Origin of the sequence: Vibrio eleionomae (genome assembly GCF_009874545.1) — a bacterium.
Lineage (GTDB): Bacteria > Pseudomonadota > Gammaproteobacteria > Enterobacterales > Vibrionaceae > Vibrio > Vibrio nitrifigilis.
On record NZ_WEKT01000034.1, the window covers coordinates 20,611 to 45,842 of the forward strand.

General features: G+C 43.7%; 19 protein-coding genes and 4 tRNA genes. 6 read left to right on the forward strand and 17 right to left on the reverse strand.

All coding sequences use genetic code 11. From position 1 onward, the window contains the following. Window positions 1–108 precede the first annotated feature (108 nt). The 5 genes from rsgA (at window position 109) to F9817_RS15960 (ending at window position 6,368) form a co-directional block, all read left to right on the forward strand. Window positions 109–1,170, forward strand: a complete 1,062-nt coding sequence (gene rsgA, locus F9817_RS15940) for a small ribosomal subunit biogenesis GTPase RsgA (protein ID WP_161157153.1) — start codon at window positions 109–111, stop codon at window positions 1,168–1,170. Window positions 1,171–1,303: 133 nt separating this feature from the next. Further along, a complete protein-coding gene (gene asd, locus F9817_RS15945; protein ID WP_161157154.1) occupies window positions 1,304–2,164 on the forward strand; it encodes an archaetidylserine decarboxylase in 861 nt (286 codons plus the stop codon). A 277-nt stretch (window positions 2,165–2,441) separates the two neighbouring features. Then, window positions 2,442–3,320: a DMT family transporter gene (locus F9817_RS15950; protein WP_161157155.1), complete on the forward strand. Its 879-nt coding sequence runs from the start codon at window positions 2,442–2,444 to the stop codon at window positions 3,318–3,320. 173 nt (window positions 3,321–3,493) lie between these two features. Then, complete coding sequence (gene gpmM / locus F9817_RS15955) at window positions 3,494–5,026, forward strand: 2,3-bisphosphoglycerate-independent phosphoglycerate mutase (protein WP_161157156.1); 1,533 nt, start codon at window positions 3,494–3,496, stop codon at window positions 5,024–5,026. Between the two features lie 205 nt (window positions 5,027–5,231). Further along, window positions 5,232–6,368, forward strand: a complete 1,137-nt coding sequence (locus tag F9817_RS15960; RefSeq protein ID WP_427916714.1) for a murein hydrolase activator EnvC family protein — start codon at window positions 5,232–5,234, stop codon at window positions 6,366–6,368. Here the strand turns inward: F9817_RS15960 and F9817_RS15965 are convergent. The 4 genes from F9817_RS15965 to nudC form a co-directional block, all read right to left on the reverse strand. Next, the gene (locus tag F9817_RS15965; RefSeq protein WP_161157157.1) at window positions 6,365–7,327 is read right to left on the reverse strand and encodes a DHH family phosphoesterase; all 963 of its coding nucleotides are present in this window, start codon (window positions 7,325–7,327) and stop codon (window positions 6,365–6,367) included. The two genes, F9817_RS15960 and F9817_RS15965, sit on opposite strands and share 4 nt — an antisense overlap. A 131-nt stretch (window positions 7,328–7,458) precedes the next feature. After that, window positions 7,459–8,094 (reverse strand): TetR/AcrR family transcriptional regulator, encoded by a 636-nt coding sequence (locus F9817_RS15970; RefSeq protein WP_161157158.1) that lies wholly within the window; start codon window positions 8,092–8,094, stop codon window positions 7,459–7,461. A gap of 118 nt (window positions 8,095–8,212) precedes the next feature. Next, window positions 8,213–9,286 (reverse strand): uroporphyrinogen decarboxylase, encoded by a 1,074-nt coding sequence (hemE, locus tag F9817_RS15975; protein WP_161157159.1) that lies wholly within the window; start codon window positions 9,284–9,286, stop codon window positions 8,213–8,215. A 237-nt stretch (window positions 9,287–9,523) separates the two neighbouring features. Beyond that, entirely contained in the window at window positions 9,524–10,303 is a 780-nt protein-coding gene (nudC, locus tag F9817_RS15980) for an NAD(+) diphosphatase (RefSeq protein WP_161157160.1), read from the reverse strand. A gap of 179 nt (window positions 10,304–10,482) precedes the next feature. Between nudC and rsd the strand changes: the two genes are divergently transcribed. Next, the gene (gene rsd, locus F9817_RS15985; RefSeq protein ID WP_161157176.1) at window positions 10,483–10,971 is read left to right on the forward strand and encodes a sigma D regulator; all 489 of its coding nucleotides are present in this window, start codon (window positions 10,483–10,485) and stop codon (window positions 10,969–10,971) included. Between the two features lie 136 nt (window positions 10,972–11,107). Here rsd and rpoC read toward each other — a convergent pair whose 3' ends face one another. The 13 genes from rpoC to F9817_RS16050 form a co-directional block, all read right to left on the reverse strand. Next, a complete protein-coding gene (gene rpoC, locus F9817_RS15990; protein WP_161157161.1) occupies window positions 11,108–15,310 on the reverse strand; it encodes a DNA-directed RNA polymerase subunit beta' in 4,203 nt (1,400 codons plus the stop codon). 98 nt (window positions 15,311–15,408) lie between these two features. Then, window positions 15,409–19,437 carry a DNA-directed RNA polymerase subunit beta gene (gene rpoB / locus F9817_RS15995; RefSeq protein ID WP_161157162.1) on the reverse strand — a complete coding sequence of 1,343 codons (4,029 nt, stop codon included), beginning with the start codon at window positions 19,435–19,437 and terminating at the stop codon, window positions 15,409–15,411. 247 nt (window positions 19,438–19,684) lie between these two features. Continuing rightward, the gene (gene rplL / locus F9817_RS16000; RefSeq protein ID WP_161157163.1) at window positions 19,685–20,053 is read right to left on the reverse strand and encodes a 50S ribosomal protein L7/L12; all 369 of its coding nucleotides are present in this window, start codon (window positions 20,051–20,053) and stop codon (window positions 19,685–19,687) included. A gap of 63 nt (window positions 20,054–20,116) precedes the next feature. Then, window positions 20,117–20,608 (reverse strand): 50S ribosomal protein L10, encoded by a 492-nt coding sequence (gene rplJ / locus F9817_RS16005; protein ID WP_161157164.1) that lies wholly within the window; start codon window positions 20,606–20,608, stop codon window positions 20,117–20,119. 270 nt (window positions 20,609–20,878) lie between these two features. Next, entirely contained in the window at window positions 20,879–21,580 is a 702-nt protein-coding gene (gene rplA, locus F9817_RS16010) for a 50S ribosomal protein L1 (RefSeq protein ID WP_161157165.1), read from the reverse strand. 4 nt (window positions 21,581–21,584) lie between these two features. Further along, entirely contained in the window at window positions 21,585–22,013 is a 429-nt protein-coding gene (gene rplK / locus F9817_RS16015; RefSeq protein WP_161157166.1) for a 50S ribosomal protein L11, read from the reverse strand. Window positions 22,014–22,143: 130 nt separating this feature from the next. Next, entirely contained in the window at window positions 22,144–22,692 is a 549-nt protein-coding gene (gene nusG / locus F9817_RS16020) for a transcription termination/antitermination protein NusG (RefSeq protein WP_161157167.1), read from the reverse strand. Window positions 22,693–22,711: 19 nt separating this feature from the next. Continuing rightward, complete coding sequence (gene secE / locus F9817_RS16025) at window positions 22,712–23,092, reverse strand: preprotein translocase subunit SecE (protein WP_161157177.1); 381 nt, start codon at window positions 23,090–23,092, stop codon at window positions 22,712–22,714. Between the two features lie 231 nt (window positions 23,093–23,323). Continuing rightward, window positions 23,324–24,658 (reverse strand): elongation factor Tu, encoded by a 1,335-nt coding sequence (gene tuf, locus F9817_RS16030; RefSeq protein WP_161157168.1) that lies wholly within the window; start codon window positions 24,656–24,658, stop codon window positions 23,324–23,326. Window positions 24,659–24,763: 105 nt separating this feature from the next. Continuing rightward, window positions 24,764–24,839 (reverse strand) — tRNA-Thr (locus tag F9817_RS16035). Window positions 24,840–24,852: 13 nt separating this feature from the next. After that, window positions 24,853–24,927, reverse strand: a tRNA-Gly gene (locus F9817_RS16040). A gap of 35 nt (window positions 24,928–24,962) precedes the next feature. Then, a tRNA-Tyr gene (locus F9817_RS16045) sits at window positions 24,963–25,047 on the reverse strand. Window positions 25,048–25,084: 37 nt separating this feature from the next. Next, window positions 25,085–25,160: transfer RNA gene (locus tag F9817_RS16050), tRNA-Thr, on the reverse strand. Between the last annotated feature and the right edge of the window lie 72 nt (window positions 25,161–25,232).

Sequence of the window (25,232 nt, forward strand, 5' to 3'; positions counted from 1 at the left end):
TATACATAAATTCGAAGTACCAAGATACTGCGCTATCTTGGATTTCACCGCGTCAGCTGTTATACATGCAGCCGACAACATTACATTCTCAAGATAAAGATACGCATAGTGGCAAAAAGAAAAAAGCTGACTAAAGGCCAAGTACGGCGAGTAAGAAGCAATCAACATAAGCGACTCAAACAGGAAGAGACCGTTCAATGGGATGAATCCATGCTAGAGAACGCCAAAAACGGTTTGGTGATTACCCGTTTTGGTCAACATGCGGATATTGAAGATCTCGATACTGGCGAAGTACACCGTTGTAATATGCGACGTGGCATTGAAACATTGGTATCTGGTGACAAGGTAATTTGGCGCCCGGGTATTGAAACCCTAGCTGGAATTTCTGGTGTAGTCGAAGCAGTAGAACCTCGTTCTTCGGTATTAACTCGCCCCGATTATTATGACGGTTTGAAACCCGTTGCCGCTAACGTTGATCAAATGGTGATCATTTCCTCCGTATTACCAGAATTATCACTCAATATTGTAGACCGATACCTAATTGCCTCTGAGACACTGGCTATCGAACCACTTATCGTATTGAATAAGATTGATTTACTTAACGATGAATTGGCTGAACTGTATCAAGAATGGCTAAGCATCTATAAAACGATAGGTTATCGAGTCCTATACGTCAGTAAAGAGACCGGTGAAGGCATTGAAGAATTAGAGTCACTGCTACGTGATAAAATTAACATCTTCGTAGGCCAATCTGGCGTTGGTAAATCGAGTTTGGTGAATGCTCTGATGCCTAATACTGATTGGATAGCCGAAGAAGGTGAAATCTCGGAAAACTCGGGCTTGGGCCAGCATACAACAACGGCGGCTCGTCTATATCATATTCCTTCAGGTGGCGATTTAATCGACTCTCCAGGAGTGCGCGAATTTGGTTTGTGGCACTTAGAGCCTGATGATATTACCGAAGCTTATAAAGAGTTTCGTCCTTATTTAGGCGGCTGTAAATTTCGCGATTGTAAACATGGCGACGACCCTGGCTGCTTAATTCGTCAGGCCGTTGAGGATGGTGAGATCAGCGCGATTCGTTTTGATAATTACCATCGTATTATCGAAAGTATGGATGAAAATAAAGCCAACCGTCAGTACTCAAAAAGCAAAAAAGCTGACCTTTAAGTCGAGCGATTAAGCTTTATTTGAGCGACATTACGATTAATTTTGAAGGGCACGACATAGACAAAGACTGACATTTTTTGGTTTTTTCAGTACTATTTCGCGCCCAGATGACAAGACATTGGAATGACAAGCAATGGATAAAATTAAAGTTGGACTCCAATATTGGATTCCACAACATGGTTTAACCCGTTTAGTCGGCAAGCTTGCTTCAGCAAAAGCAGGACGTCTAACCACCGCAGTAATCCGTTGGTTTATCAAACAATATAATGTGAATATGGATGAAGCATTACATTCAGATCCAAAACACTTCAACACATTTAATGAATTTTTTGTTCGTGAGCTGAAACCAGGTGTACGACCTGTTATTGAAGATGAAGACGTCTTAACTCACCCAGCTGATGGCTGCGTAAGTCAATTTGGTTACATGAACAATGGCAAGCTCATTCAAGCAAAAGGTCATGATTTTTCTGCTCAAGAACTTTTAGGCGGTGATGCCGAATTAGCTAAAGAGTTTATTGATGGTGACTTTGCAACGATTTATTTATCCCCAAGTGACTACCACCGAGTGCACATGCCATGTGCTGGTACATTACGCCAAATGATTTACGTACCAGGCGATCTATTTTCAGTGAACCCACTGACCGCTGAAAATGTCCCAAACCTATTCGCACGCAATGAGCGTGTTGTTTGTATCTTTGATACAGAATTTGGCCCGATGGCACAAGTATTGGTAGGTGCCACTATCGTTGGTAGCATTGAAGTTGTTTGGGCAGGAACCATCACTCCACCTCGCGGTAACAGTGTTTATCGTTGGAATTACCCAACTGAAGGCGAAAAAGCCATTCATCTAGAAAAAGGTCAAGAGATGGGTCGCTTTAAACTGGGATCAACGGTGATAAACTTATTCGCCCGTGATGCTGTTCATTTCGATGAAAGCATGCGAACAGGCAGCACGACTCTAATGGGAACAGCTTACGCCCATAAAGCACAGTAATGCAGTAATAACAAATCTAGAACGATTAGGCTCGAGTATTGCTCGGGCTTTTTTATACCCAAGTAACTTCAAAATGCTGTTTTAGCGAGAATGGTTTCGCTCTTAGGTAAGGCACTGATTTGAAGATATAGTCATCCTACGTTGAAAGTCAGTAACATAGCCTAGGAGCGAATAAAACTCGCTCTTCGGACACTCATCAATAACCCCTACTACTTTATCTTAATAAGTGGCATATTTAGCCTCAATTTCTTCTCTATTCATTGTTATAGGATTCTCTATGGGTTATGAGTGGCTTGCGTTAGCCGCTGCCTTACTATGGGCAATTGCGGGGTTGATGTCTGTTGTTCCTTCTCGTCATCTTGGCTCATTTGCCTATAGCCGCTGGCGTATGGGATGTACATCGCTGATGCTAGGTGGATTTGCACTATTCACAGGAGGGTGGAATAGCGTAGCCAGTAGTGATGTTTTTCCTATGGCATTATCTGGCTTCATTGGCATTTTTATTGGTGACACCGCTTTATTTGCCTGTTTAAATCGAATGGGTCCGAGGCAATCAGGGTTGCTGTTTTCCTGCCATGCTGTCTTTTCGGCCACACTCGGTTATTTTTTATTTGGCGAAAGTATGACAAAACTGGAACTGCTCGGCTCAGTATTGGTTTTTTCTGGTGTCTTAATGGCTATTTTCTTTCGTGGTAAAAAGCATTCTCTTGATACGGTCAGTGGTCATATTGGTATTGGCATCACACTCGGTATTACTTCTGCTATCTGCCAAGCTCTTGGCGGTATTATTGCCAAACCTGTCATGGTAACGGCAATCGACCCCATCGCCGCCTCTGCAATTCGGATGATTGCTGCCTTCGCGGCTCATAGTGCCCTTCGACTTACCGGTTATCGAGCATCTCGCGCCCCTAACCCAATGACTAAGTCTATTTTTGGTATTACTTTAATTAATGGTTTTCTTGCTATGGCTGTGGGAATGACTCTTATCATGTATGCACTAAAAGATGGCAATGTCGGTATGGTCGCTTTATTGTCCTCTACCACACCAATTATGTTATTACCGATTATTTGGCTTTATACCAAACAACGTCCCAATCGATATGCTTGGGTTGGTGCAGCCGTTGCAGTTATAGGAACCGGTATTTTGGTGTATTAAATCCGTAATATCCTTACAACATCAATGGTTAATATTTCGCATTTTTTTGACCGTAAGCTCAGGTTGATTGCATTGATAGATAGAATCATTGATCTTAACCTACAGCTAAGGGTAAAAAGTGTAGTAAAATTACGCTAATTTCAATTCTTTTTGAATTTGACGAGGTCAATATTATGTCTGCTAAAAAGCCTATGGCTCTAGTCATCCTTGATGGATGGGGTCACCGCGACGACAACGCAAGTAACGCAATTAATAATGCAAATACCCCGGTTCTTGATGGGCTAGCTGCAAACAACCCAAATACTCTCATTAATGCTTCGGGCTTAGATGTTGGTCTACCTGATGGCCAAATGGGTAACTCAGAAGTTGGTCACACAAATATTGGTGCTGGTCGTGTCGTATATCAAGATTTGACTCGTATTACCAAAGCAATTTCTGATGGCGAATTCCAAAAAAATGAAGCACTTATCAATGCTATCGACTCTGCAGTAAGTGCAGGTAAAGCAGTACATATCATGGGATTAATGTCACCTGGTGGCGTTCACTCTCACGAAGATCATATCTACGCAGCCGTTGAACTCGCCGCAGCTCAAGGTGCAGAAAAAATTTACCTCCACAGCTTCCTTGATGGACGCGATACTCCACCACGCAGTGCAGAAGCATCACTAAAACGTTTTGATGAACTTTTCGCAAAACTAGGTAAAGGTCGAGTTGCTTCTCTTATCGGTCGTTACTACGCAATGGACCGTGACAACAACTGGGATCGCGTTCAACACGCTTATGACCTTATGGTTGAAGCGAAAGGTGAATACACAGCTGATTCAGCCGTTGCTGGTCTTGAAGCCGCTTACGCTCGTGATGAAAACGATGAGTTTGTTAAAGCAACCGTTGTTTGTGCACAAGGCCAAGAATCATCTGCGATTGAAGATGGCGATGCGGTAATCTTTATGAACTACCGTGCTGACCGTGCGCGTGAAATCACTCGTACTTTTGTACCTGCATTTGAAGGCTTTGAACGTGCTAAGTTCCCTGAAGTGAAGTTTGTTATGCTGACTCAATACGCGGCAGACATTCCTCTCGCTTGTGCCTACCCACCAGCTGAACTTCATAACACTTACGGTGAATGGTTAGCGAAAGCAGGCAAAACTCAATTACGTATTTCTGAAACTGAAAAATATGCTCACGTGACTTTCTTCTTCAATGGCGGTGTTGAAAATGAATTTGATGGCGAAGATCGTCAAATCGTCGCATCACCAAAAGTTGCTACTTATGACCTACAACCAGAGATGAGCTCTGCTGAACTCACTGATAAATTAGTTGCTGCTATTAAATCAGGTAAATACGATGCCATCATCTGTAACTACCCTAACGGCGACATGGTGGGTCACACTGGTGTTTATGAGGCGGCAGTTCAAGCATGTGAAGCTGTTGATGCTTGTATCGGCCGTGTAGTTGAAGCCATCAAAGAAATGGATGGACAACTGCTAATTACAGCCGACCACGGTAACGCAGAAATGATGGTAAACCCTGAAACAGGCGGCACCCATACTGCACACACTAACTTACCAGTACCTCTTATCTACGTAGGTAACAAAGACATTGAATTTAAAGAAGGCGGTAAACTTTCTGATTTAGCACCAACAATGTTGGCTCTAACGGATCAAGAAATCCCTTCAGAAATGACTGGTAACGTTCTTTACAAATAAGCACCGCTATCATCAATCAGATTCGAAGCCTCCTAATTGGAGGCTTTTCTCACTGCTAAATATCACCTATCAACCGCACGACTACCTCTCCAATATGCAGATAATGACAAACTTTTTGCATGCATCGCTCGCCTCCCTTCATCCATTGGGTATACTGTTTTTCCTATACGTTTAAATCAACATAAGCTCAGCCATGATGTTCAAGATGCTCCTTTCTCCCTGCGCACCACAATTAAATCGAAAACACCTAGTCAGTTTTCTACTGAGTTTTTGTGTACTCACTCCGAGTCTCTCTTTCGCCGCCTCTCAGCAAGAGTTAACAGGTGTTACCAATGAGATTCAGCGCCAAAAATTATCCCTTTCCAAACAGCAAAAAATGTTGGATGAGCTGCAGAATGAATTGAAACACCAAGAGTTAGATATCGCAGCGCAGAAAAAACAGATTCAAGAGACTGAGCAACAACAAGCGAAAGCGAATCGAAATATATCCAATTTAAGTAAGAAGATTCTGCAGTTAGAAAAACAGCGTAAAGAACAAACAGAATTGCTGACAAAACTAATGAAGACTTACTACATAACCAAACGCGCCACTGCCAGCGGTAATCTGCTCAATACAGGTATCGAAGAAGACCGTATTAGTCAGTACTACCAACATTTAGCTAAAGCTCGTACCGATGCGATCAAAAAACTCGAGGGGACGCATCAGGAATTAAATAATACCGAACATCAATTAAAGCGAGAGCGCGACCAGATCACTACGTTACTGAAACAACAAAATGCGAAATATAAACGTCTTGCACAAGCTCAAGACAAACGTCGTCATACACTGGGAAAAATTAAACACAATATATCTGGTGACAAGGTGTATTTAGCAGAACTGCAACGTAATGAAACTCGCCTTAAAGCAGAAATTGCCAAAGCAGCCAAACGCAGTTCGGTACCAATGGATGGGTTATCAAGAGAAAGGCATAAACTTCCTTGGCCCGTTACTGGATCTTTATTACATCGCTACGGTGAACATCAAAGTGGCCAGATAAACTGGAAAGGCATTGTCATTAAGGCCAAATATGGCGAACGAGTGAAAGCGGTCTATCCTGGTACGATTGTATTTTCTGATTACCTACGTGGTTATGGATTAATGGTACTCATTGATCATGGTAAAGGTGATATGACGCTCTACGGTTTCAATCAAACCTTAACGAAAAAAGAAGGCGATAAAGTTTCCGCAGGAGAAACCATCGCCCTAGCCGGTGATACTGGGGGACAAACCCAACCGTCAGTCTATTTCGAAATTCGCCGTAATAGCCAAGCTCAAAACCCTTTAAACTGGCTTAAGCGCTAACTCGAATAATAATCACGAACCACTTGGATAAATTGATCGACTTCTTCGCGAGGAAGTCGATTAATCCCACCTGCTGCTTCGCGCCCTCCTCCTGTTACAAATTGTGCACAAAGCCCACCAGCACCTTGCTTATTCGTCAACGGTGCTCGTAGTGAAACAGTAAACGCTGTGCCATTCTCCAGTTCGGTCAGTACAATATGTGCTTGGTTTTCTGACTGATTGGCTAGTGTATTACCGTAAACACCGCTAATGCGATAAGACGCTGGCTCATCAGGTAATTGAAATACCCTGACAAACGGCTCATCAACGAGAGCGGACTGCCCCATAGCTAACGCCATATCCGCTTGATATCCAGTACGCAATTGATAAAGAGGAGATTGAGGATCCGCAAACAAGTCAAATGGAGAAAGGTAACAGGTAAGTGCTTTGAACAATTCAGCTGGATGATAATGAAGATCATCAACATGGCGTCCATAACCGTTGTAGTTAATCAATGTTCCTATTTCTTGTAACTGCCCTGCTTGCTCTGAATTAAACCCTGCTTGCAAGGCTAGCTTATCTGCAACCGACATTAAATTATCACCGTAAGCCGCAGCAATGGCCCACGCATGAAATTGTCCATTGAGATAACGATCGATAATTAGCGCGGTGCACACATTCGCATCTAAGTCGATATAAGCTTCAAGCTGAGGGTGTGATGGGATTTCCCCAGACTGGTGATGATCAGCATAAAAAACAGACGCTCCGATTTGCAACACGTGTTGCAAAGCCGCCGAATTCTTGGCCATTGATATATCTAATACGGTAATAGAATCTTGTGATTGTGGTTGAACTTGCTTTAAAAGCTCAATATCACGCTTAATCCCAGTGACCAATTTTGCTGATTTAGGCTGAGCTAATCTCAACTGGAGAAGAGCGATGATGCCATCAGCATCACCGTTAAACACATCATAATGCATAGAACAGAATCCACTTTCGTCTAATGGAAAGAAATATTCATCTGACTAAATTATCAGTCATTTGTTACGCATTATACGTTAGCAATAATCACTCACTTTTCCCAAGGAGGAAAGGTTATATCTCATTGCTTTTATGCATGCATGGCTTTAACGCCCTCTTCCATCAATTGCAGCTGCTCATATCCCGTTTTCGTTGCAGTAGGCTTCACGACAGAAATTATTTGCAATACACCTTGGTGAATCACTTCTTCAGTAATTCTGGTCTCATGAGACATAGCTGATTGATACGCTAACCAAGAAGAAGCAACAATATGCAGAGTGGTCGCCGTTTTTTGCAAATCCGCTTCAGCGATATCAAGCAAATTGATATCAACAAACGCCCGAATAATATCTACGAGATTCTTCTGTAGCGTATCTTGAACCGCAATATAATCCGTATGTAATTCCTCGTCACGTTGCAAAATATCAGGAAGATTGGCGTAAAAGAAACGATACTTCCACATCAGAGCAAACATGGACTCCAAATAATGATTAAGCAAAGTCAAACTTTCATACTGTCCTTGTACAGGAGTAAAGCGCTCGATCAACTCAGCTGAATACAGATTAAAGATTTCACGTACAATTTCTTGTTTATTACGAAAATGGTAATACAAGTTACCCGGACTAATATCAATATGCGCTGCGATATGATTGGTTGTCATATTGCGCTCGCCATTTTCATTGAATAACTCTAATGCCGCATAAACAATTCGATCTCTTGTTTTCATAGAGTACGATTTCCTTATTATGAGCGTGTATCTTTGTTATCCGTACTAGTTAATTCACTAATAGGAAACAGAGAAAAACGCTGCACACACATCGATGGTGGCACAACGTTGATAAATATTATTTACTCAGATGGAATGGTTTAGACAGTTCATGGACAGCATCAACAAACACACCCGCATTCTCAGGTGGCACATCAAGATGGATACCGTGGCCTAAATTAAACACATGCCCTGTATCAGCATGACCAAATCCTTCTAAAATAGTAGACACTTCTTCACGAATACGCTCTTTGGATGCATACAACATGGAAGGGTCCATATTTCCTTGTAGAGCCACTTTATCGCCAATACGAGCCTTGGCATCAGCAATATTGATTGTCCAATCCAACCCAATAGCATCACAGCCGGTTGCTGCAATCTGCTCTAACCACATGCCGCCGTTTTTCGTAAATAAAGTTACAGGCACACGACGACCTTCATTTTCACGCATTAACCCATCCACAATTTTGTGCATATATTGCAATGAGAAATCATTGTAATCTCTCGGAGTCAGCACACCACCCCAAGTATCAAATACCATCACAGATTGAGCTCCGGCTTTGATCTGCGCATTTAAGTATTCAATGACGCTATCCGCTAACTTATCCAAAAGCAGATGCAGTGTTTGAGGATCGCTATACATCATTTTTTTGATTTTCGTGAAAGCCTTCGAGCTTCCACCTTCAATCATATAGGTTGCTAACGTCCATGGGCTGCCGGAAAAACCTATAAGGGGCACTTCACCTTGTAAATCTTTGCGGATTTGACGTACCGCATTCATCACATATTGCAATTCACCTTCTGGATCAGGAATACCAATTTTATCTACATCAGATTTACTGGTAATAGGACGAGAGAATTTAGGCCCCTCACCCGCTTCAAAATGTAACCCTAACCCCATGGCATCAGGAATAGTTAAAATATCCGAAAATAAAATAGCGGCATCTAATGGAAAGCGACGTAGTGGCTGAAGAGTGACTTCAGAAGCTAACTCAGCATTACGACAAAGCGACATGAAATCTCCCGCTTGAGCACGAGTTTCACGATATTCTGGCAGATAGCGGCCTGCTTGGCGCATCATCCATACTGGAGTGCAATCTACTGGTTGCTTGAGCAAAGCGCGAAGATAGCGGTCGTTTTTTAATTCTGTCATTCCGTCTTCCATTGATTGTAATAATAAGGCTGATAATTTTGCCGAACATTCTAACATTGTTCGGTCGCGAAAGTCGTAATGCTAATTCAGTTTATCCCTAAATAACGAGCGTCCAAACAGCGGTATTCGAGTGTTCCATCACTCACCCATGTGAACAATAAATGCCATGTTGGTGTTCCAAGGTCCAAATGGCAAATATATGTTATTTATGGTTAAGGATAGCAGGATAAGAATTGCTTACCGATGATCTTTATCGATGTCTTTTAGGGTCTGCTCAATCAGTTCACGAGCGATGGTCCCCTTAGGAGCCAGTTCTGGTAGTTTTGCGGGACTAAACCAATCAGCATCACTCAGTTCGGTATAATCCGGCTTAACATCACCACCAGCATACTCTGCCAAAAATCCGGCCATTAAATTAGATGGGAATGCCCAAGGCTGACTTGCCATATAACGGATATTTTTGACTTCAAGACCCGTTTCTTCTTTTACTTCTCGAGCCACACACTCTTCTAGAGTCTCACCAACTTCGACAAAACCGGCAATCACAGTGTACATTCCGGTTTTATGTCGCGGGTGCTGAGCAAGTAGGATTTGGTCATCCTTGCGCACCGCAACAATAATACAAGTTGAGATGCGAGGATAATGCAGTGTACGACAGTCTTGGCACTGCATCGCATTCTGACTGTGATTAAAATAGGTTCTACCACCGCAATGCGGACAGAAACGCTGAGTTTGAGTCATGTGACCATACTGAACCGCTTTACTAATGAGATGGAATAATTCCGTATTTATGGTCAGTAAACTTCTCAATGGCGTAAGTTCAACATCAAACTCCAGGTCACTTGCATTTAGCCAATAAACAGGATGTTGCTGATACTCTCCGATCTCAACAGCGTTGGAAACCGGCAAATTTAATGCTTGAGCTGTACCAAAAGGGATACCTTCGTCAACACTCCATAAGTCAGATCCTGAAACAACACACCAATAAGCGGATTTCTCGTCACCATTTTTTAACATATGAACTCCTCGCTGGTTGCAGTTCCTTCATTTTACTGGCAATCTGAATTCATGCCAGAATTTGTAGTTATTCAATTAATGTTCTATAAATTCTTGTATAACAAATAGGTTTTTTTCGAATTTAGACCTATGAGCCAAGGAAGATCATCGCTGTGATGATGAATCATGAGGGCATAGCCATGCTGAAAAAACTGAAAAAAACGCAAGAACAGTGGGGCGGTTCCAGTGACGTCATTGACCATTGGTTAGCCAAAAGACAAGAATTAATCGTCGCCTTCTGTAAGCTTGCTTATCTTCAGCCAAGTGCCGCAGAGGTCTCTATCGCTGAGCTCCCATCCCCAACAGAACTCCAAGTATTCTGCCAAGATCTGGTTGATTATATCTCTGAAGGTCACTTCAAAATTTACGATATGGTCATGAACAAATGGCATGCCACAGGGTTTCACGCTACAGAGGAAATGGATTCCACCTACGGTGATATTATAGAAACCAACGAACCACTACTGAGCTTCACTGATAAATACTCAGCCATCGCGGATGACGACGATCTAGAAGATTTAGATCATGATTTATCTGAAGTAGGTGAAGTACTAGAACAGCGCTTCAATATTGAAGATTATTTAATTCAACTTATCGCTGATAGTTTAGCGGTTCCTCCGGGTGCATAAGCCCAGAATTCCCTGTTGGCTTTATAGATAAGTATCTTTATACCCAAGTAACTTCAAAGTACAGTTTCAGCGAAAAAATAACAAAACCATAGAAAACAAAAAAGGCACCCGAAGGTGCCTTTTTTATCGCTATTGATTACTCGTCAGAAGAGAAACCAGCGTTTAGCAGTGCAGCTAGGTTATCTGTTGCTTGTTCAACAGAAGGACCTTCTTTCTGTGCTTCGCGCTTAGCTTGGCGCTCTTGGTGGTATGCGAAACCAGTACCAGCTGGAATCAGACGACCAACAATTACGTTCTCTTTCAAGCCGCGTAGTTCATCACGTTTACCAGATACAGCCGCTTCAGTAAGAACGCGAGTTGTTTCTTGGAACGATGCAGCAGAGATGAATGACTCAGTTGCAAGAGATGCTTTAGTGATACCTAATAGTTCACGTTCAAAACGTGCAGGTTCTTTACCTTCAGATTCTAGCTGACGGTTAGCAATCTTAACTTGAGTGTATTCAACCTGTTCACCCGGTAGGAATTCAGAATCCCCAGCATGAGTGATAGTACACTTACGTAGCATTTGACGAACGATAGTTTCAATGTGCTTATCGTTAATCTTAACGCCTTGTAGACGGTATACTTCCTGCACTTCGTTAGTGATGTACTGAGTCACAGCGTGAACGCCACGTAGACGAAGAATGTCATGTGGAGCTTCTGGACCATCAGCAATTACGTCACCACGTTCAACACGTTCACCTTCGAACACGTTCAACTGACGATGCTTAGGAATCATCTCTTCGTAAGAGTCACCACCATCACGAGTGATAACTAGACGACGTTTACCTTTTGTTTCTTTACCGAATGACACAGTACCTGTGTGTTCAGCAAGAATTGCAGGCTCTTTAGGCTTACGAGCTTCGAACAAGTCAGCAACGCGTGGAAGACCACCGGTGATATCTTTGTTACCGCCAGATTTTTGTGGAATACGTGCTAGCGTATCACCCACACTTACTTCTGCGCCATCTTCGATATTCACGATCGCTTTACCAGGTAGGAAGTATTGTGCTGGCATATCAGTACCAGGAATCAATACATCGTTACCTTTCTCATCAACAAGTTTGATAGCTGGACGCATATCTTTACCTGCAGATGGACGAGCAGCTGGGTCTGTTACTTCACTTGAAGATAGACCAGTCAAGTCATCAGTTTGACGAGAAACAGTTACACCATCAATCATATCAACGTATTGGATACGACCTGCCACTTCAGTGATGATTGGCAATGTGTGTGCTTCCCAGTTAGCAACTAAGTCACCAACTTCAACTGCTGCGTTATCGCCTTTGCTTAGGTGAGAACCGTAAGCCAGTTTGTGTTTCTCTTTAGTACGACCAAATTCATCAATGATAGTTAGCTCAGACGCACGAGATGTGATTACTAGCTTACCTTCTTTGTTCGTTACGAACTTAGCATTGTGAAGTTTGATAGTACCTTTGTTCTTAGCTTTGATGCTGTTCTCTGCTGCTGCAGTCGATGCTGCACCACCGATGTGGAACGTACGCATGGTTAGCTGTGTACCAGGTTCACCGATAGATTGAGCAGCAATAACACCTACTGCCTCACCTTGGTTAACCAAGTGACCACGAGCTAGGTCACGACCGTAACATAGTGAACAACAACCGAAGTCAGAATCACAGGTAACTACTGAACGTACTTTAACCATGTCGACGGTGTTTTCATCAAGAATTTGACACCATTTTTCGTCAAGAAGCGTATTACGAGGAACCAATACATCTTCAGTACCTGGTTTCAATACGTCTTCTGCAACAACACGACCTAGTGCTAGTTCAGTCAATGCAACTTTAACATCACCACCCTCGATGTGAGGAGTCATGATAACGCCTTCATGAGTACCACAATCGTGTTCAGTAACAACCACGTCTTGTGCCACGTCAACTAGACGACGAGTCAAGTAACCTGAGTTTGCTGTCTTCAATGCTGTATCCGCAAGACCCTTACGAGCACCGTGCGTTGAGATAAAGTACTGAAGTACGTTTAGACCTTCTTTAAAGTTCGCTGTGATTGGCGTTTCGATGATTGAACCATCTGGACGAGCCATCAGACCACGCATACCAGCAAGCTGACGAATCTGCGCGGCAGAACCACGTGCACCAGAGTCGGCCATCATGTAGATGCTGTTGAATGATTCTTGCTCTTCTTCTTCACCGTCACGGTTGATTACCGTTTCAGTAGAAAGGTTAGCCATCATCGCTTTCGCTACGCGATCGTTGGTTGAAGCCCAGATATCGATCACTTTGTTGTAACGTTCACCCGCAGTTACCAGACCAGACTGGAACTGTTCTTGGATTTCGCGAACTTCTTCTTCTGCTTCAGCGATTTCAGTGTATTTAGCAGGTGGTACAACCATATCGTCGATACCAACAGAAACACCAGAAAGTGCTGCGTAAGCAAAACCTGTGTACATGATTTGGTCAGCGAAGATAACAGTATCTTTCAGACCTAGCTTACGGTAAGCCACGTTCAACAGGTTAGAAATTTGTTTCTTACCAAGTTTTTGGTTGATGACTGAGAAAGGCAGACCTTTCGGTACGATTTGCCACAACATCGCACGACCAACAGTAGTGTCTACCATTGAAGTGTTTGTAGTGCTGTTGCCATCATCATCAATCACTGTCTCAGTGATACGTACTTTAACTCGAGCGTGTAGTGTCGCAGTCTTAGTGCGGTACGCTTTTTCTGCATCAGCCGGACCGGAGAAGTACATGCCTTCGCCTTTGTCGTTGATTTTAGAACGAGTCATGTAGTACAGACCCAATACAACGTCCTGAGAAGGTACGATGATAGGATCACCTGACGCTGGCGACAGAATGTTGTTTGTCGACATCATCAGAGTACGAGCTTCAAGCTGTGCCTCTAGAGTTAGAGGTACGTGAACCGCCATTTGGTCACCATCGAAGTCCGCGTTATACGCCGCACACACCAATGGGTGTAGCTGCATCGCTTTGCCTTCGATTAGAACTGGTTCAAACGCTTGGATACCAAGACGGTGAAGTGTTGGTGCACGGTTAAGCATTACTGGGTGTTCACGGATAACTTCATCCAGAATATCCCATACTACCGCTTCTTCACGCTCTACCATTTTCTTAGCAGCTTTGATTGTAGTCGCAAGACCACGAGTCTCTAACTTGCTGTAGATAAATGGTTTGAACAGCTCAAGTGCCATCTTCTTAGGCAGACCACATTGGTGTAGGTGTAAGTATGGACCAACTGTGATTACAGAACGACCAGAGTAGTCTACACGTTTACCAAGAAGGTTCTGACGGAAACGACCTTGTTTACCCTTGATCATATCAGCAAGAGATTTCAGAGGACGCTTGTTCGAACCTGTGATCGCACGACCACGACGACCGTTATCAAGAAGCGCATCAACAGACTCTTGCAGCATACGTTTTTCGTTACGTACGATAATGTCCGGAGCAGCTAGCTCTAGAAGGCGTTTCAAACGGTTGTTACGGTTGATCACACGACGGTATAGATCGTTCAGATCAGACGTCGCAAAACGACCGCCATCTAGTGGAACTAGAGGACGTAGATCTGGCGGAAGAACTGGAAGAACGGTCAAGATCATCCATTCTGGTTTGTTACCAGAAGTAACGAACGCTTCTACCAATTTCAAACGTTTAGTGATTTTCTTACGCTTAGTTTCAGAGTTAGTGGTTTGTAACTCTTCACGCATCTGTTCAGCTTCAGCAACTAAGTCCATGTCTTGCAGAAGATCTTTGATCGCTTCTGCACCCATCTTAGCTGTGAACTCATCACCCCATTCTTCTAGGCGATCCAGATACTCTTCTTCGGTAAGCATCTGACCTTTTTCAAGATCAGTCATACCAGGTTCTGTCACTACGTACATTTCGAAGTAAAGTACACGTTCGATGTCACGTAGCGGCATATCCATTAATAGACCGATACGAGATGGTAGTGATTTAAGGAACCAGATGTGAGCAACAGGAGAAGCAAGTTCGATGTGGCCCATACGCTCACGACGAACTTTAGTTTGTGTAACTTCTACGCCACACTTCTCACAGATAACACCACGGTGTTTCAGACGCTTATATTTGCCACAAAGACATTCGTAGTCTTTCACTGGACCAAAAATACGCGCACAGAACAGACCATCACGTTCAGGTTTGAACGTACGATAGTTGATAGTCTCAGGTTTTTTAACTTCACCAAAAGACCATGAACGGATCATATCTGGTGAAGAAAGACCGATTTTGATCGCGTCAAATTCTTCAGTCTTGTGCTGTGCTTTTAGAAAGTTTAATAAGTCTTTCACAATCAGCTCCTGTAAGGAGTTAAAAGGAGCTTGCCGCTAAGCAAGCACCTTTCTACCGAAAACCTACTAAGCAGCCCTCAATGGGCTACTTTTCAGGTTTACTCTTCGTCTTCTAGCTCGATGTTGATACCTAGTGAGCGAATCTCTTTCAACAATACGTTGAACGATTCTGGCATACCAGGTTCCATAGAGTGAGTACCATCTACGATGTTCTTATACATCTTAGTACGGCCATTCACGTCATCGGACTTAACTGTCAACATTTCTTGTAGAGTGTAAGCAGCACCGTATGCTTCTAGTGCCCATACTTCCATCTCACCGAAACGCTGGCCACCGAACTGAGCTTTACCACCAAGTGGTTGCTGAGTTACTAGGCTGTAAGAACCGGTTGAACGAGCGTGCATCTTGTCATCAACAAGGTGGTTCAGTTTAAGCATGTACATGTAACCAACAGTTACTTGACGCTCAAACGCATCACCAGTACGACCATCAAACAGAGTCAACTGACCAGATTCAGGCAAATCTGCAAGTTTAAGCAGTGCCTTAATGTTTGGCTCAGATGCACCATCGAATACTGGAGTCGCGATAGGCAGACCATTACGTAGGTTCTCAGCCAATGTACGAACTTCATCATCAGATAGGCTAGCAATGTCTACTTGCTGGCGAGTGTTGCCAAGGTCGTAAACTTTTTGCAGGAACTCACGTTGTTTAGCCAGTTCTTGCTGCTCTTTAACCATCGCATTGATCTTGTCACCGATACCTTTCGCAGCAGCACCTAAGTGAACTTCAAGGATCTGACCGATGTTCATACGAGACGGTACACCCAGTGGGTTCAGTACGATATCAACTGGGCGACCAGTTTCATCGTAAGGCATATCTTCGATTGGGTTAATCTTAGAAATTACACCTTTGTTACCGTGACGACCCGCCATTTTATCACCAGGCTGGATACGACGTTTCACAGCTAGGTAAACTTTAACGATCTTCAGTACACCAGGAGCAAGATCATCACCTTGAGTGATCTTACGACGTTTAACTTCGAACTTCTTATCGAATTCCGCACGTAGTTCGTCGTACTGCTCTGCCAACTGTTCTAGTTGGTTTTGCAGTTCATCACTTTCTAGTGTTTGCTCTAACCATTTCTTACGATCAATGCTGTCTAGTTGAGCTTCGCTGTAACCGCCTGCAAGAAGAAGTGTACGAACACGAGCTAACACACCGCCTTCCAAGATTTGGAATTCTTCTGTTAGGTCTTTCTTCGCTTCTTTCAACTGCATTTGTTCGATTTCAAGCGCACGTTTGTCTTTCTCTACGCCATCGCGAGTGAAGACTTGTACGTCGATAACCGTACCTGTTACAGAACCAGGAACACGTAGAGATGTATCTTTAACATCAGATGCTTTTTCACCGAAGATTGCACGTAGCAGTTTTTCTTCAGGCGTTAGCTGAGTTTCACCTTTTGGCGTCACTTTACCAACTAGGATGTCACCACCCTTAACTTCAGCACCAATGTAAACGATACCTGACTCGTCTAGTTTAGACAGAGCAGCTTCACCTACGTTTGGAATGTCCGCAGTAATCTCTTCTGCACCTAGCTTAGTATCACGAGCCACACAAGAAAGTTCTTGAATGTGGATAGTGGTAAAGCGGTCGTCTTGAACAACTTTTTCAGACACTAAGATTGAGTCTTCGAAGTTGTAACCGTTCCAAGGCATGAACGCGATACGCATGTTTTGACCAAGCGCAAGTTCACCCAAGTCGGTTGATGGACCATCAGCCAGAACATCACCACGAGACACTGGTTCACCTGGCATCACACATGGACGCTGGTTGATACAAGTGTTCTGGTTAGAACGTGTGTATTTAGTTAATGTGTAAATGTCGATACCTGCTTCACCAGGAATCAATTCATCTTCATTTACTTTTACTACGATACGTGAAGCGTCAACTGACTGAACCATACCACCGCGTTTCGCAACTGCAGTAACACCTGAGTCAACTGCTACGTTACGTTCAATACCGGTACCTACAAGAGGTTTGTCCGATTTCAGTGTAGGAACTGCCTGACGTTGCATGTTCGCACCCATCAATGCACGGTTCGCATCATCGTGTTCTAGGAACGGGATAAGCGAAGCAGCGATAGATACTACTTGGTTTGTTGCAACGTCCATGTAGTTAACATGTTCACGTGGGTGAAGACCAGATTCACCTTTCTGACGAGCAGTGATTAGCTCATCAGCAAATGTGCTTTCTTCAGTCAGTTTCGCGTTCGCCTGTGCGATAACGAATTGACCTTCTTCGATAGCAGATAGGTAATCGACTTCATCAGTAACAACACCGTCTACAACTCGGCGGTACGGAGTTTCTAAGAAACCGTACTCATTACAACGTGCAAACGCTGATAGCGAGTTGATCAAACCGATGTTTGGACCTTCAGGTGTTTCGATAGGACATAGACGACCGTAGTGAGTTACGTGTACGTCACGTACTTCGAAACCAGCACGTTCACGAGTCAAACCGCCAGGACCTAACGCAGAAATACGACGTTTGTGCGTTACTTCTGATAGCGGGTTGTTTTGGTCCATGAACTGAGACAGCTGTGAAGAACCAAAGAATTCTTTAACGGCTGCAGAAATTGGTTTCGCATTGATCAGATCTTGTGGCATCACGTTGTCTAGATCGCCTAGGCTTAGACGTTCTTTAACAGCGCGTTCTACACGTACAAGACCAACACGGAATTGGTTTTCTGCCATTTCACCTACGCTACGGATACGACGGTTGCCAAGGTGGTCGATATCGTCCACTTCGCCTTTGCCGTTACGAATAGCAATAAGTTTACGCATAACTTCGATGATATCAGTTTCATCGAGTGTGCCTTGCTCACCGGCGTCTTCACGACCGATTGAGCTATTGAACTTCATACGACCAACGGTAGATAGATCGTAACGCTCTTCAGAGAAGAACAAGCTCTCAAATAGGGCTTCAGCCGCTTCTTTTGTTGGCGGCTCGCCAGGGCGCATCATGCGGTAGATTTCTACTAATGCAGAAATGCGGTCAGTTGTGCTGTCTGTACGAAGCGTATCAGACATAAACGGACCGTGGTCTAGATCGTTCGTAAATAGAACTTCTAGTTTCTTGTAACCTGCTTGAGATAGGTTAGCTAGCGCTTCTAGGCTGATTTCTTGGTTAGCCGCTACGATAACTTCGCCTGTCGCTTCGTCAATGTAATCTTTAGACGAAACTTTGCCTACGATGTACTCAACAGGTACATCGATGAACTTCACGCCGTCTTTTTCTAATTGACGGATATGACGTGCAGTTACGCGACGGCCTTTTTCTACGTAGACTTTACCTTCAGCTTCGATGTCAAACGTTGCAGTTTCGCCACGTAGACGCTCAGGTACCAACTCCATGTATAGAGTCTGGTCTTTAACTTCAAAGTTAATTTTCTCGAAGAAGAGATCAAGGATTTCTTCTGTCGATTTACCTAAGGCACGAAGAATGATAGATGCAGGTAATTTACGACGACGGTCAATACGTACGTATAAGTTATCTTTCGGATCAAACTCGAAATCTAACCATGAACCACGGTAAGGGATAACACGTGCGTTATAAAGAACTTTACCTGATGAGTGAGTCTTACCCTTATCGCTGTCGAAGAACACGCCGGGGCTTCGGTGCAGCTGGGATACGATAACCCTCTCGGTACCATTGATTACGAAGGTACCATTTTCAGTCATGAGTGGAATTTCACCCATGTAGACTTCTTGTTCTTTAATATCCTTGACAGTACCTGCAGGCGCGTCTTTATCAAAGATCACTAAACGCAATTTAACGCGTAGTGGTTTTGAATAAGTTACGCCGCGAATTTGACATTCTTTAACGTCAAATACTGGCTCACCAAGACGGTAGCTAACGTATTGCAGCTCTGAATTGCCGTTGTAGCTCTGAATAGGAAATACAGAACGAAAAGCGGCTTCAAGACCGTATTGTCCTTCAGGATCCTGTTCGATAAATTTGTCGAACGAATCGAGCTGGATCGATAGCAGGTATGGAATGTCCAAAACTTGTGGACGAGTACCAAAGTCCTTACGGATGCGCTTTTTCTCGGTATAAGAGTAAACCATGGGGTTCCTCAGCTCGCTGATAAGTGACCCAAACTGTCCGCCTTGGCAGTTATTCTGTAGCAAAGGGTTGGGACAGTGACTAATGGCTGTTTACTGTAGTGACGAGTTATTGCGAAAGAATAAGTCGTTTTTTGCTCGGATATCGACGCCTAAACAGCGGGAAAACTCATCGATGCCCTACAGCGCAAAAAGGCCGGTGGTTATTAAACCACCAGCCAATAGCCTTTACGGCTATGAAATCAAGTAATTACTTAACTTCAACAGTCGCACCAGCTTCTTCAAGTTGTGCTTTTAGTGCTTCAGCTTCTTCTTTAGCAACACCTTCTTTAAGAGGAGCAGGAGCACCGTCTACAAGACCTTTAGCTTCTTTAAGACCTAGGCCAGTAGCACCACGTACTGCTTTGATTACAGCAACTTTGTTGCCGCCAGCAGCAGTTAGGATAACGTCAAATTCAGTTTGCTCAGCAGCAGCTTCGCCTGCAGCAGCGCCGCCAGCTACAACAGCAGCAGCAGCAGAAACGCCGAATTTTTCTTCCATCGCTTCGATTAGTTCAACAACTTGCATTACAGACATTTCTGCAACTGCGTCTAGGATTTGCTCGTTAGTAATAGACATAACAATTCTCTTTTAAGTCAACAATAAGTTTATTTTGCAACCAGTAAAAAGCAAGCTTTATTATTAAGCAGCAGCTTCTTTTTGATCGCGAACAGCAGCAATAGTACGTACCAATTTGCCAGCAGAAGCTTCTTTCATGCACATCATTAGGCGTGCGATTGCTTCGTCGTAAGTTGGTAGTTTCGCTAGTACTTCTACGTCAGCTAAAGCACCTTCAAATGCAGCAGCTTTGATCTCAAATTTGTCATTCTCTTTAGCGAAGTCTTTGAAAAGACGCGCTGCAGCACCTGGGTGCTCGTTAGAGAAAGCGATCAAAGTTGGACCTACGAATTGGTCTGTAAGACATTCGTAGTCTGTGCCTTCTACTGCGCGACGTGCAAGCGTATTACGAACAACTTTTACGTAAACACCAGCTTCACGAGCTTGTTTACGTAGAGAAGTCATAGCAGCAACTTGAACACCACGAGAGTCAGCAACAACTGCAGAAAGTGCACCACTGGCCGCTTCGTTGACTTCAGCAACAATTGCTTTTTTGTCTTGAAGATTTAAAGCCATTTGGATTAACTCCTGGTTGTCGTTACACCACTCACTATTATCACAACAGTGAGAGCTAATTAGGTGCATTCCCAGAAGAAAGATATAAATATAGAGCTTTCGTCAGTTCGGGCACCATCTACGTAGGTACGATTAAGTCATCTATTCGATAACGCCTACGGTCTTGGACGGAGACTGCTTCAATTTCGAGAACCGAATCAGCCCCAACCACAAATATTTAGGCGCAGAATTATACATCAATTTTGCGCCTAAGCAAATGTATTAAGCTTATTAAGCTACAGTATTCAAGCTACCTTGATCTACTGATACACCAGCACCCATAGTTGTAGAGATGCTAACTTTCTTCAAGTAAACACCTTTAGCTGCTGATGGTTTTGCTTTCTTAAGTGCAATTAGAAGAGCTTCTAGGTTCTCTTTAAGTTGCGCAGTTTCGAAAGACGCTTTACCAATAGTGGTATGAACGATGCCGTTCTTGTCGTTACGGTAACGAACCTGACCAGCTTTAGCATTTTTAACTGCTTCAGCAACGTTAGGAGTTACAGTACCAACTTTAGGGTTTGGCATAAGGCCACGTGGACCTAAGATAGTACCAAGTTGACCTACAACGCGCATTGCATCTGGAGATGCAACAACTACGTCAAAGTTCATTTCGCCTTTCTTAACTTGTTCAGCTAGGTCTTCCATACCCACTAGGTCTGCGCCAGCTTCTTTAGCAGCTTCAGCATTTGCACCTTGAGTGAATACAGCAACGCGGATTTCGCGACCAGTACCGTGTGGTAGTACAGTTGCACCACGTACGTTTTGGTCAGATTTACGAGCGTCGATACCTAGGTTAACAGCAACGTCAACAGACTCTACGAATTTTGCAGTTGCTAGTTCTTTAAGAAGTGCAACAGCTTCGTTGATTTCGTACTCTTTAGTTACATCCACTTTTTCGCGGATAGTACGCATGCGCTTAGTTAGTTTTGCCATCGTATTAACCCTCAACCACTAGGCCCATTGAACGAGCAGTACCCGCAATAGAACGTTTCATTGCTTCGATATCAGCACCAGTCATATCAGCAGCTTTAGTTTCTGCGATTTCTTGGATTTGAGCGTCAGTGATTGTGCCCACTTTATCAGTGTTTGGACGACCAGAACCAGACTTAATGCCTGCTGCTTTCTTAAGAAGAACAGCTGCTGGTGGAGTCTTAGTGATGAACGTGAAAGAACGGTCATTGTAAACAGTGATAACTGTTGGAATTGGTAGACCTTTCTCTACAGATTCTGTTTTCGCGTTGAACGCTTTACAGAATTCCATGATGTTCACACCACGTTGACCTAGAGCAGGACCAACTGGTGGACTTGGGTTTGCCATACCAGCTGCAACTTGCAACTTGATATAAGCTTCAACTTTCTTAGCCATGATATTTCCTAAATTTTGGGTTCTAACGCTAGTTCGACTGAACAGCTCCCCGTTTTACAATAAAGACCTGTAAAAAGGCGCGAAATTATAATCAGATTTCGCGCCTTAAACAAGCCTAAAAGCTGTTTTTTTAATCAAGTTTTTCAACTTGACCAAATTCAAGTTCAACTGGTGTTGCACGACCAAAGATCGATACAGACACTTTCAAGCGACTCTTCTCGTAATCCACTTCTTCAACAGTACCGTTAAAGTCAGCAAATGGACCATCGTTAACACGTACCACTTCACCCGCTTCAAACATAGTTTTAGGACGAGGAGCTTCGTTAGCTTTTTCAAGACGGTTAAGAATGGCGTCAGCTTCTTTATCAGTAATTGGTGCTGGACGATCAGACGTACCACCGATGAATCCCATTACTCGCGGTACACTACGTACTAAGTGCCATGATTCATCATTCATGACCATTTGCACTAATACATAACCAGGGAAGAATTTACGTTCGCTTTTACGACGCTGACCAGCGCGCATTTCGACAACTTCTTCAGTAGGTACAAGAACCTCACCGAAAAACTCTTCCATTTCATGCATTTTAATATGCTCACGTAGTGACTGAGCAACACGACCTTCGAATCCTGAGAAGGCTTGAACTACATACCAACGTTTTTTTGGTGCTTCACTCATGTTTCTAACCCTCTCTTCTTTAAATTCCAGTCGCAAAGGCTACCAAACGAACCATAATGCCGTCGATGCCCCAAAGCACAAGTGCCATTACAACACTTACTGCTAAAACAATTAATGTAGTTTGCATTGTTTCTTGACGCGAAGGCCAAACAACTTTCCGGATCTCCATACGGGATTCCTGTGCAAAACTGATCGCAGCTTTACCTTTTACGGTAAGTGCGGCTACACCAAGTGCCGCAGCGATAAGGACGATAACGCCCGCAGCTCTGATGACTACAGACATATCACTATATAGGTGATTACCCACAACAGCGGCGGCTAACAGAGCAAAAGTGACAACCCACTTGAAAATCTCTGCCGCACTTGAGCTATCAGGAGTTTCAGCATTTTTTGCTTTCATAAACCAACCTGTCACAAGTCTACTTTAGACGACAACAACCCCGCTGTTGCAGGGCAAATCCTTTTTCAACACTTTGAGCGTTGAATATAACACTTTGGGCCAAGAATTGCTCTTAGCCTTTAGAATTCTGCTCGTGATTGCTTAATTTTCACTCAAATCAAACAATAGCACTTAAAAAGGGCATCAAATGATGCCCTTTATAGTAGTGTTTCGTCAAATAATTAATGCAAATTAAGCATCAATTTTAGCTACAACACCTGCACCTACTGTACGACCGCCTTCACGGATCGCGAAACGTAGACCTTCGTCCATCGCGATTGGGGCGATTAGTTCTACAGTCATTTTAACGTTGTCGCCTGGCATTACCATTTCTACGCCTTCTGGTAGCTGGATGTCACCAGTTACGTCAGTTGTACGGAAGTAGAATTGTGGACGGTAGCCTTTGAAGAATGGTGTGTGACGACCACCTTCATCTTTAGACAGTACGTATACTTCTGATTCAAACTTAGTGTGTGGAGTGATTGAACCTGGTGCCGCTAGTACTTGACCGCGTTCAACTTCGTCACGTTTAGTACCACGTAGTAGTGCACCAACGTTTTCACCCGCACGACCTTCGTCTAGAAGTTTACGGAACATCTCAACACCTGTACAAGTAGTTGCAGTTGTGTCGTGAATACCCACGATTTGAACTTCATCACCTACTTTTAGGATACCGCGCTCGATACGGCCAGTTACTACTGTACCACGACCTTGGATTGAGAATACGTCTTCGATTGGCATTAGGAATGGCTGATCGATTGCACGTTGTGGTTCTGGAATGTAAGAGTCTAGCGCTTCAGCTAGTTCTACAATCTTCTCTTCCCATTGTNCTTCACCTTGTAGTGCGCCAAGTGCTGAACCTTGGATTACTGGTAGGTCGTCGCCTGGGAAATCGTATTCTGTTAGAAGTTCACGAACTTCCATTTCTACTAGTTCTAGTAGCTCTTCATCATCAACCATGTCACATTTGTTCATGAATACGATGATGTAAGGGATACCAACCTGACGGCCTAGTAGGATGTGCTCACGAGTTTGTGGCATTGGGCCATCTGTTGCAGCAACAACTAGGATACCACCGTCCATCTGTGCAGCACCTGTGATCATGTTTTTAACATAGTCAGCGTGTCCTGGACAGTCTACGTGCGCGTAGTGACGAGTTGGAGTATCGTATTCTACGTGTGAAGTTGCGATTGTGATACCGCGTTCACGTTCTTCTGGAGCGTTATCGATTGACGCAAAGTCACGTGCTGAACCGCCGTATACTTTAGACAGTACAGTACAGATAGCTGCAGTTAGAGTTGTTTTACCGTGGTCAACGTGGCCGATAGTACCAACGTTTACGTGCGGTTTCGTACGTTCAAATTTTTCTTTAGACANGATTGACGCAAAGTCACGTGCTGAACCGCCGTATACTTTAGACAGTACAGTACAGATAGCTGCAGTTAGAGTTGTTTTACCGTGGTCAACGTGGCCGATAGTACCAACGTTTACGTGCGGTTTCGTACGTTCAAATTTTTCTTTAGACATGAGTTGTCCCTCTAGGTACGGATTTAGGTGGCTATATCAATATGACCACGCAACCAATAATTATCGGTAGAAAGTATATATTAAAAGGAAAAGTTTGCTTAGAGCTGGTGCTGATAGGCAGAATCGAACTGCCGACCTCATCCTTACCAAGGATGCGCTCTACCGACTGAGCTATATCAGCACACAATAATGAGTGGAGCGGGCAGCGGGAATCGAACCCGCATCATCAGCTTGGAAGGCTGAGGTAATAGCCATTATACGATGCCCGCAACACGTAACTCTTTTTGCTATTTCCTATTTAATATGGTGGAGGGGGACGGATTCGAACCATCGAAGGCGGAGCCGGCAGATTTACAGTCTGCTCCCTTTGGCCACTCGGGAACCCCTCCAAAATTTTTCGTCCACTTTCACTACTATAGGAGAAAATGGTGCCGACTACCGGAATCGAACTGGTGACCTACTGATTACAAGTCAGTTGCTCTACCTACTGAGCTAAGTCGGCATAAGTGGGGCGCATTCTATTGAATGATCTAAGTCCTTGCAACCCCTAAATATAAAAAAAATCCCTAAAATT

Bases quoted from the DNA above. Each gene is read 5' to 3' on its own strand.
- rplK (WP_161157166.1), bottom strand. From the start codon at position 22,013: ATGGCTAAGAAAGTTGAAGCTTATATCAAGTTGCAAGTTGCAGCTGGT.
- rpoB (WP_161157162.1), bottom strand. From the start codon at position 19,437: ATGGTTTACTCTTATACCGAGAAAAAGCGCATCCGTAAGGACTTTGGT.
- F9817_RS15970 (WP_161157158.1), bottom strand. From the start codon at position 8,094: ATGAAAACAAGAGATCGAATTGTTTATGCGGCATTAGAGTTATTCAAT.
- rsd (WP_161157176.1), top strand. From the start codon at position 10,483: ATGCTGAAAAAACTGAAAAAAACGCAAGAACAGTGGGGCGGTTCCAGT.
- rplA (WP_161157165.1), bottom strand. From the start codon at position 21,580: ATGGCAAAACTAACTAAGCGCATGCGTACTATCCGCGAAAAAGTGGAT.
- F9817_RS15950 (WP_161157155.1), top strand. From the start codon at position 2,442: ATGGGTTATGAGTGGCTTGCGTTAGCCGCTGCCTTACTATGGGCAATT.
- F9817_RS15965 (WP_161157157.1), bottom strand. From the start codon at position 7,327: ATGCATTATGATGTGTTTAACGGTGATGCTGATGGCATCATCGCTCTT.
- nusG (WP_161157167.1), bottom strand. From the start codon at position 22,692: ATGAGTGAAGCACCAAAAAAACGTTGGTATGTAGTTCAAGCCTTCTCA.
- hemE (WP_161157159.1), bottom strand. From the start codon at position 9,286: ATGACAGAATTAAAAAACGACCGCTATCTTCGCGCTTTGCTCAAGCAA.
- rplJ (WP_161157164.1), bottom strand. From the start codon at position 20,608: ATGGCTTTAAATCTTCAAGACAAAAAAGCAATTGTTGCTGAAGTCAAC.
- rplL (WP_161157163.1), bottom strand. From the start codon at position 20,053: ATGTCTATTACTAACGAGCAAATCCTAGACGCAGTTGCAGAAATGTCT.
- nudC (WP_161157160.1), bottom strand. From the start codon at position 10,303: ATGTTAAAAAATGGTGACGAGAAATCCGCTTATTGGTGTGTTGTTTCA.
- asd (WP_161157154.1), top strand. From the start codon at position 1,304: ATGGATAAAATTAAAGTTGGACTCCAATATTGGATTCCACAACATGGT.
- secE (WP_161157177.1), bottom strand. From the start codon at position 23,092: ATGAAAGCAAAAAATGCTGAAACTCCTGATAGCTCAAGTGCGGCAGAG.
- F9817_RS15960 (WP_427916714.1), top strand. From the start codon at position 5,232: ATGCTCCTTTCTCCCTGCGCACCACAATTAAATCGAAAACACCTAGTC.
- gpmM (WP_161157156.1), top strand. From the start codon at position 3,494: ATGTCTGCTAAAAAGCCTATGGCTCTAGTCATCCTTGATGGATGGGGT.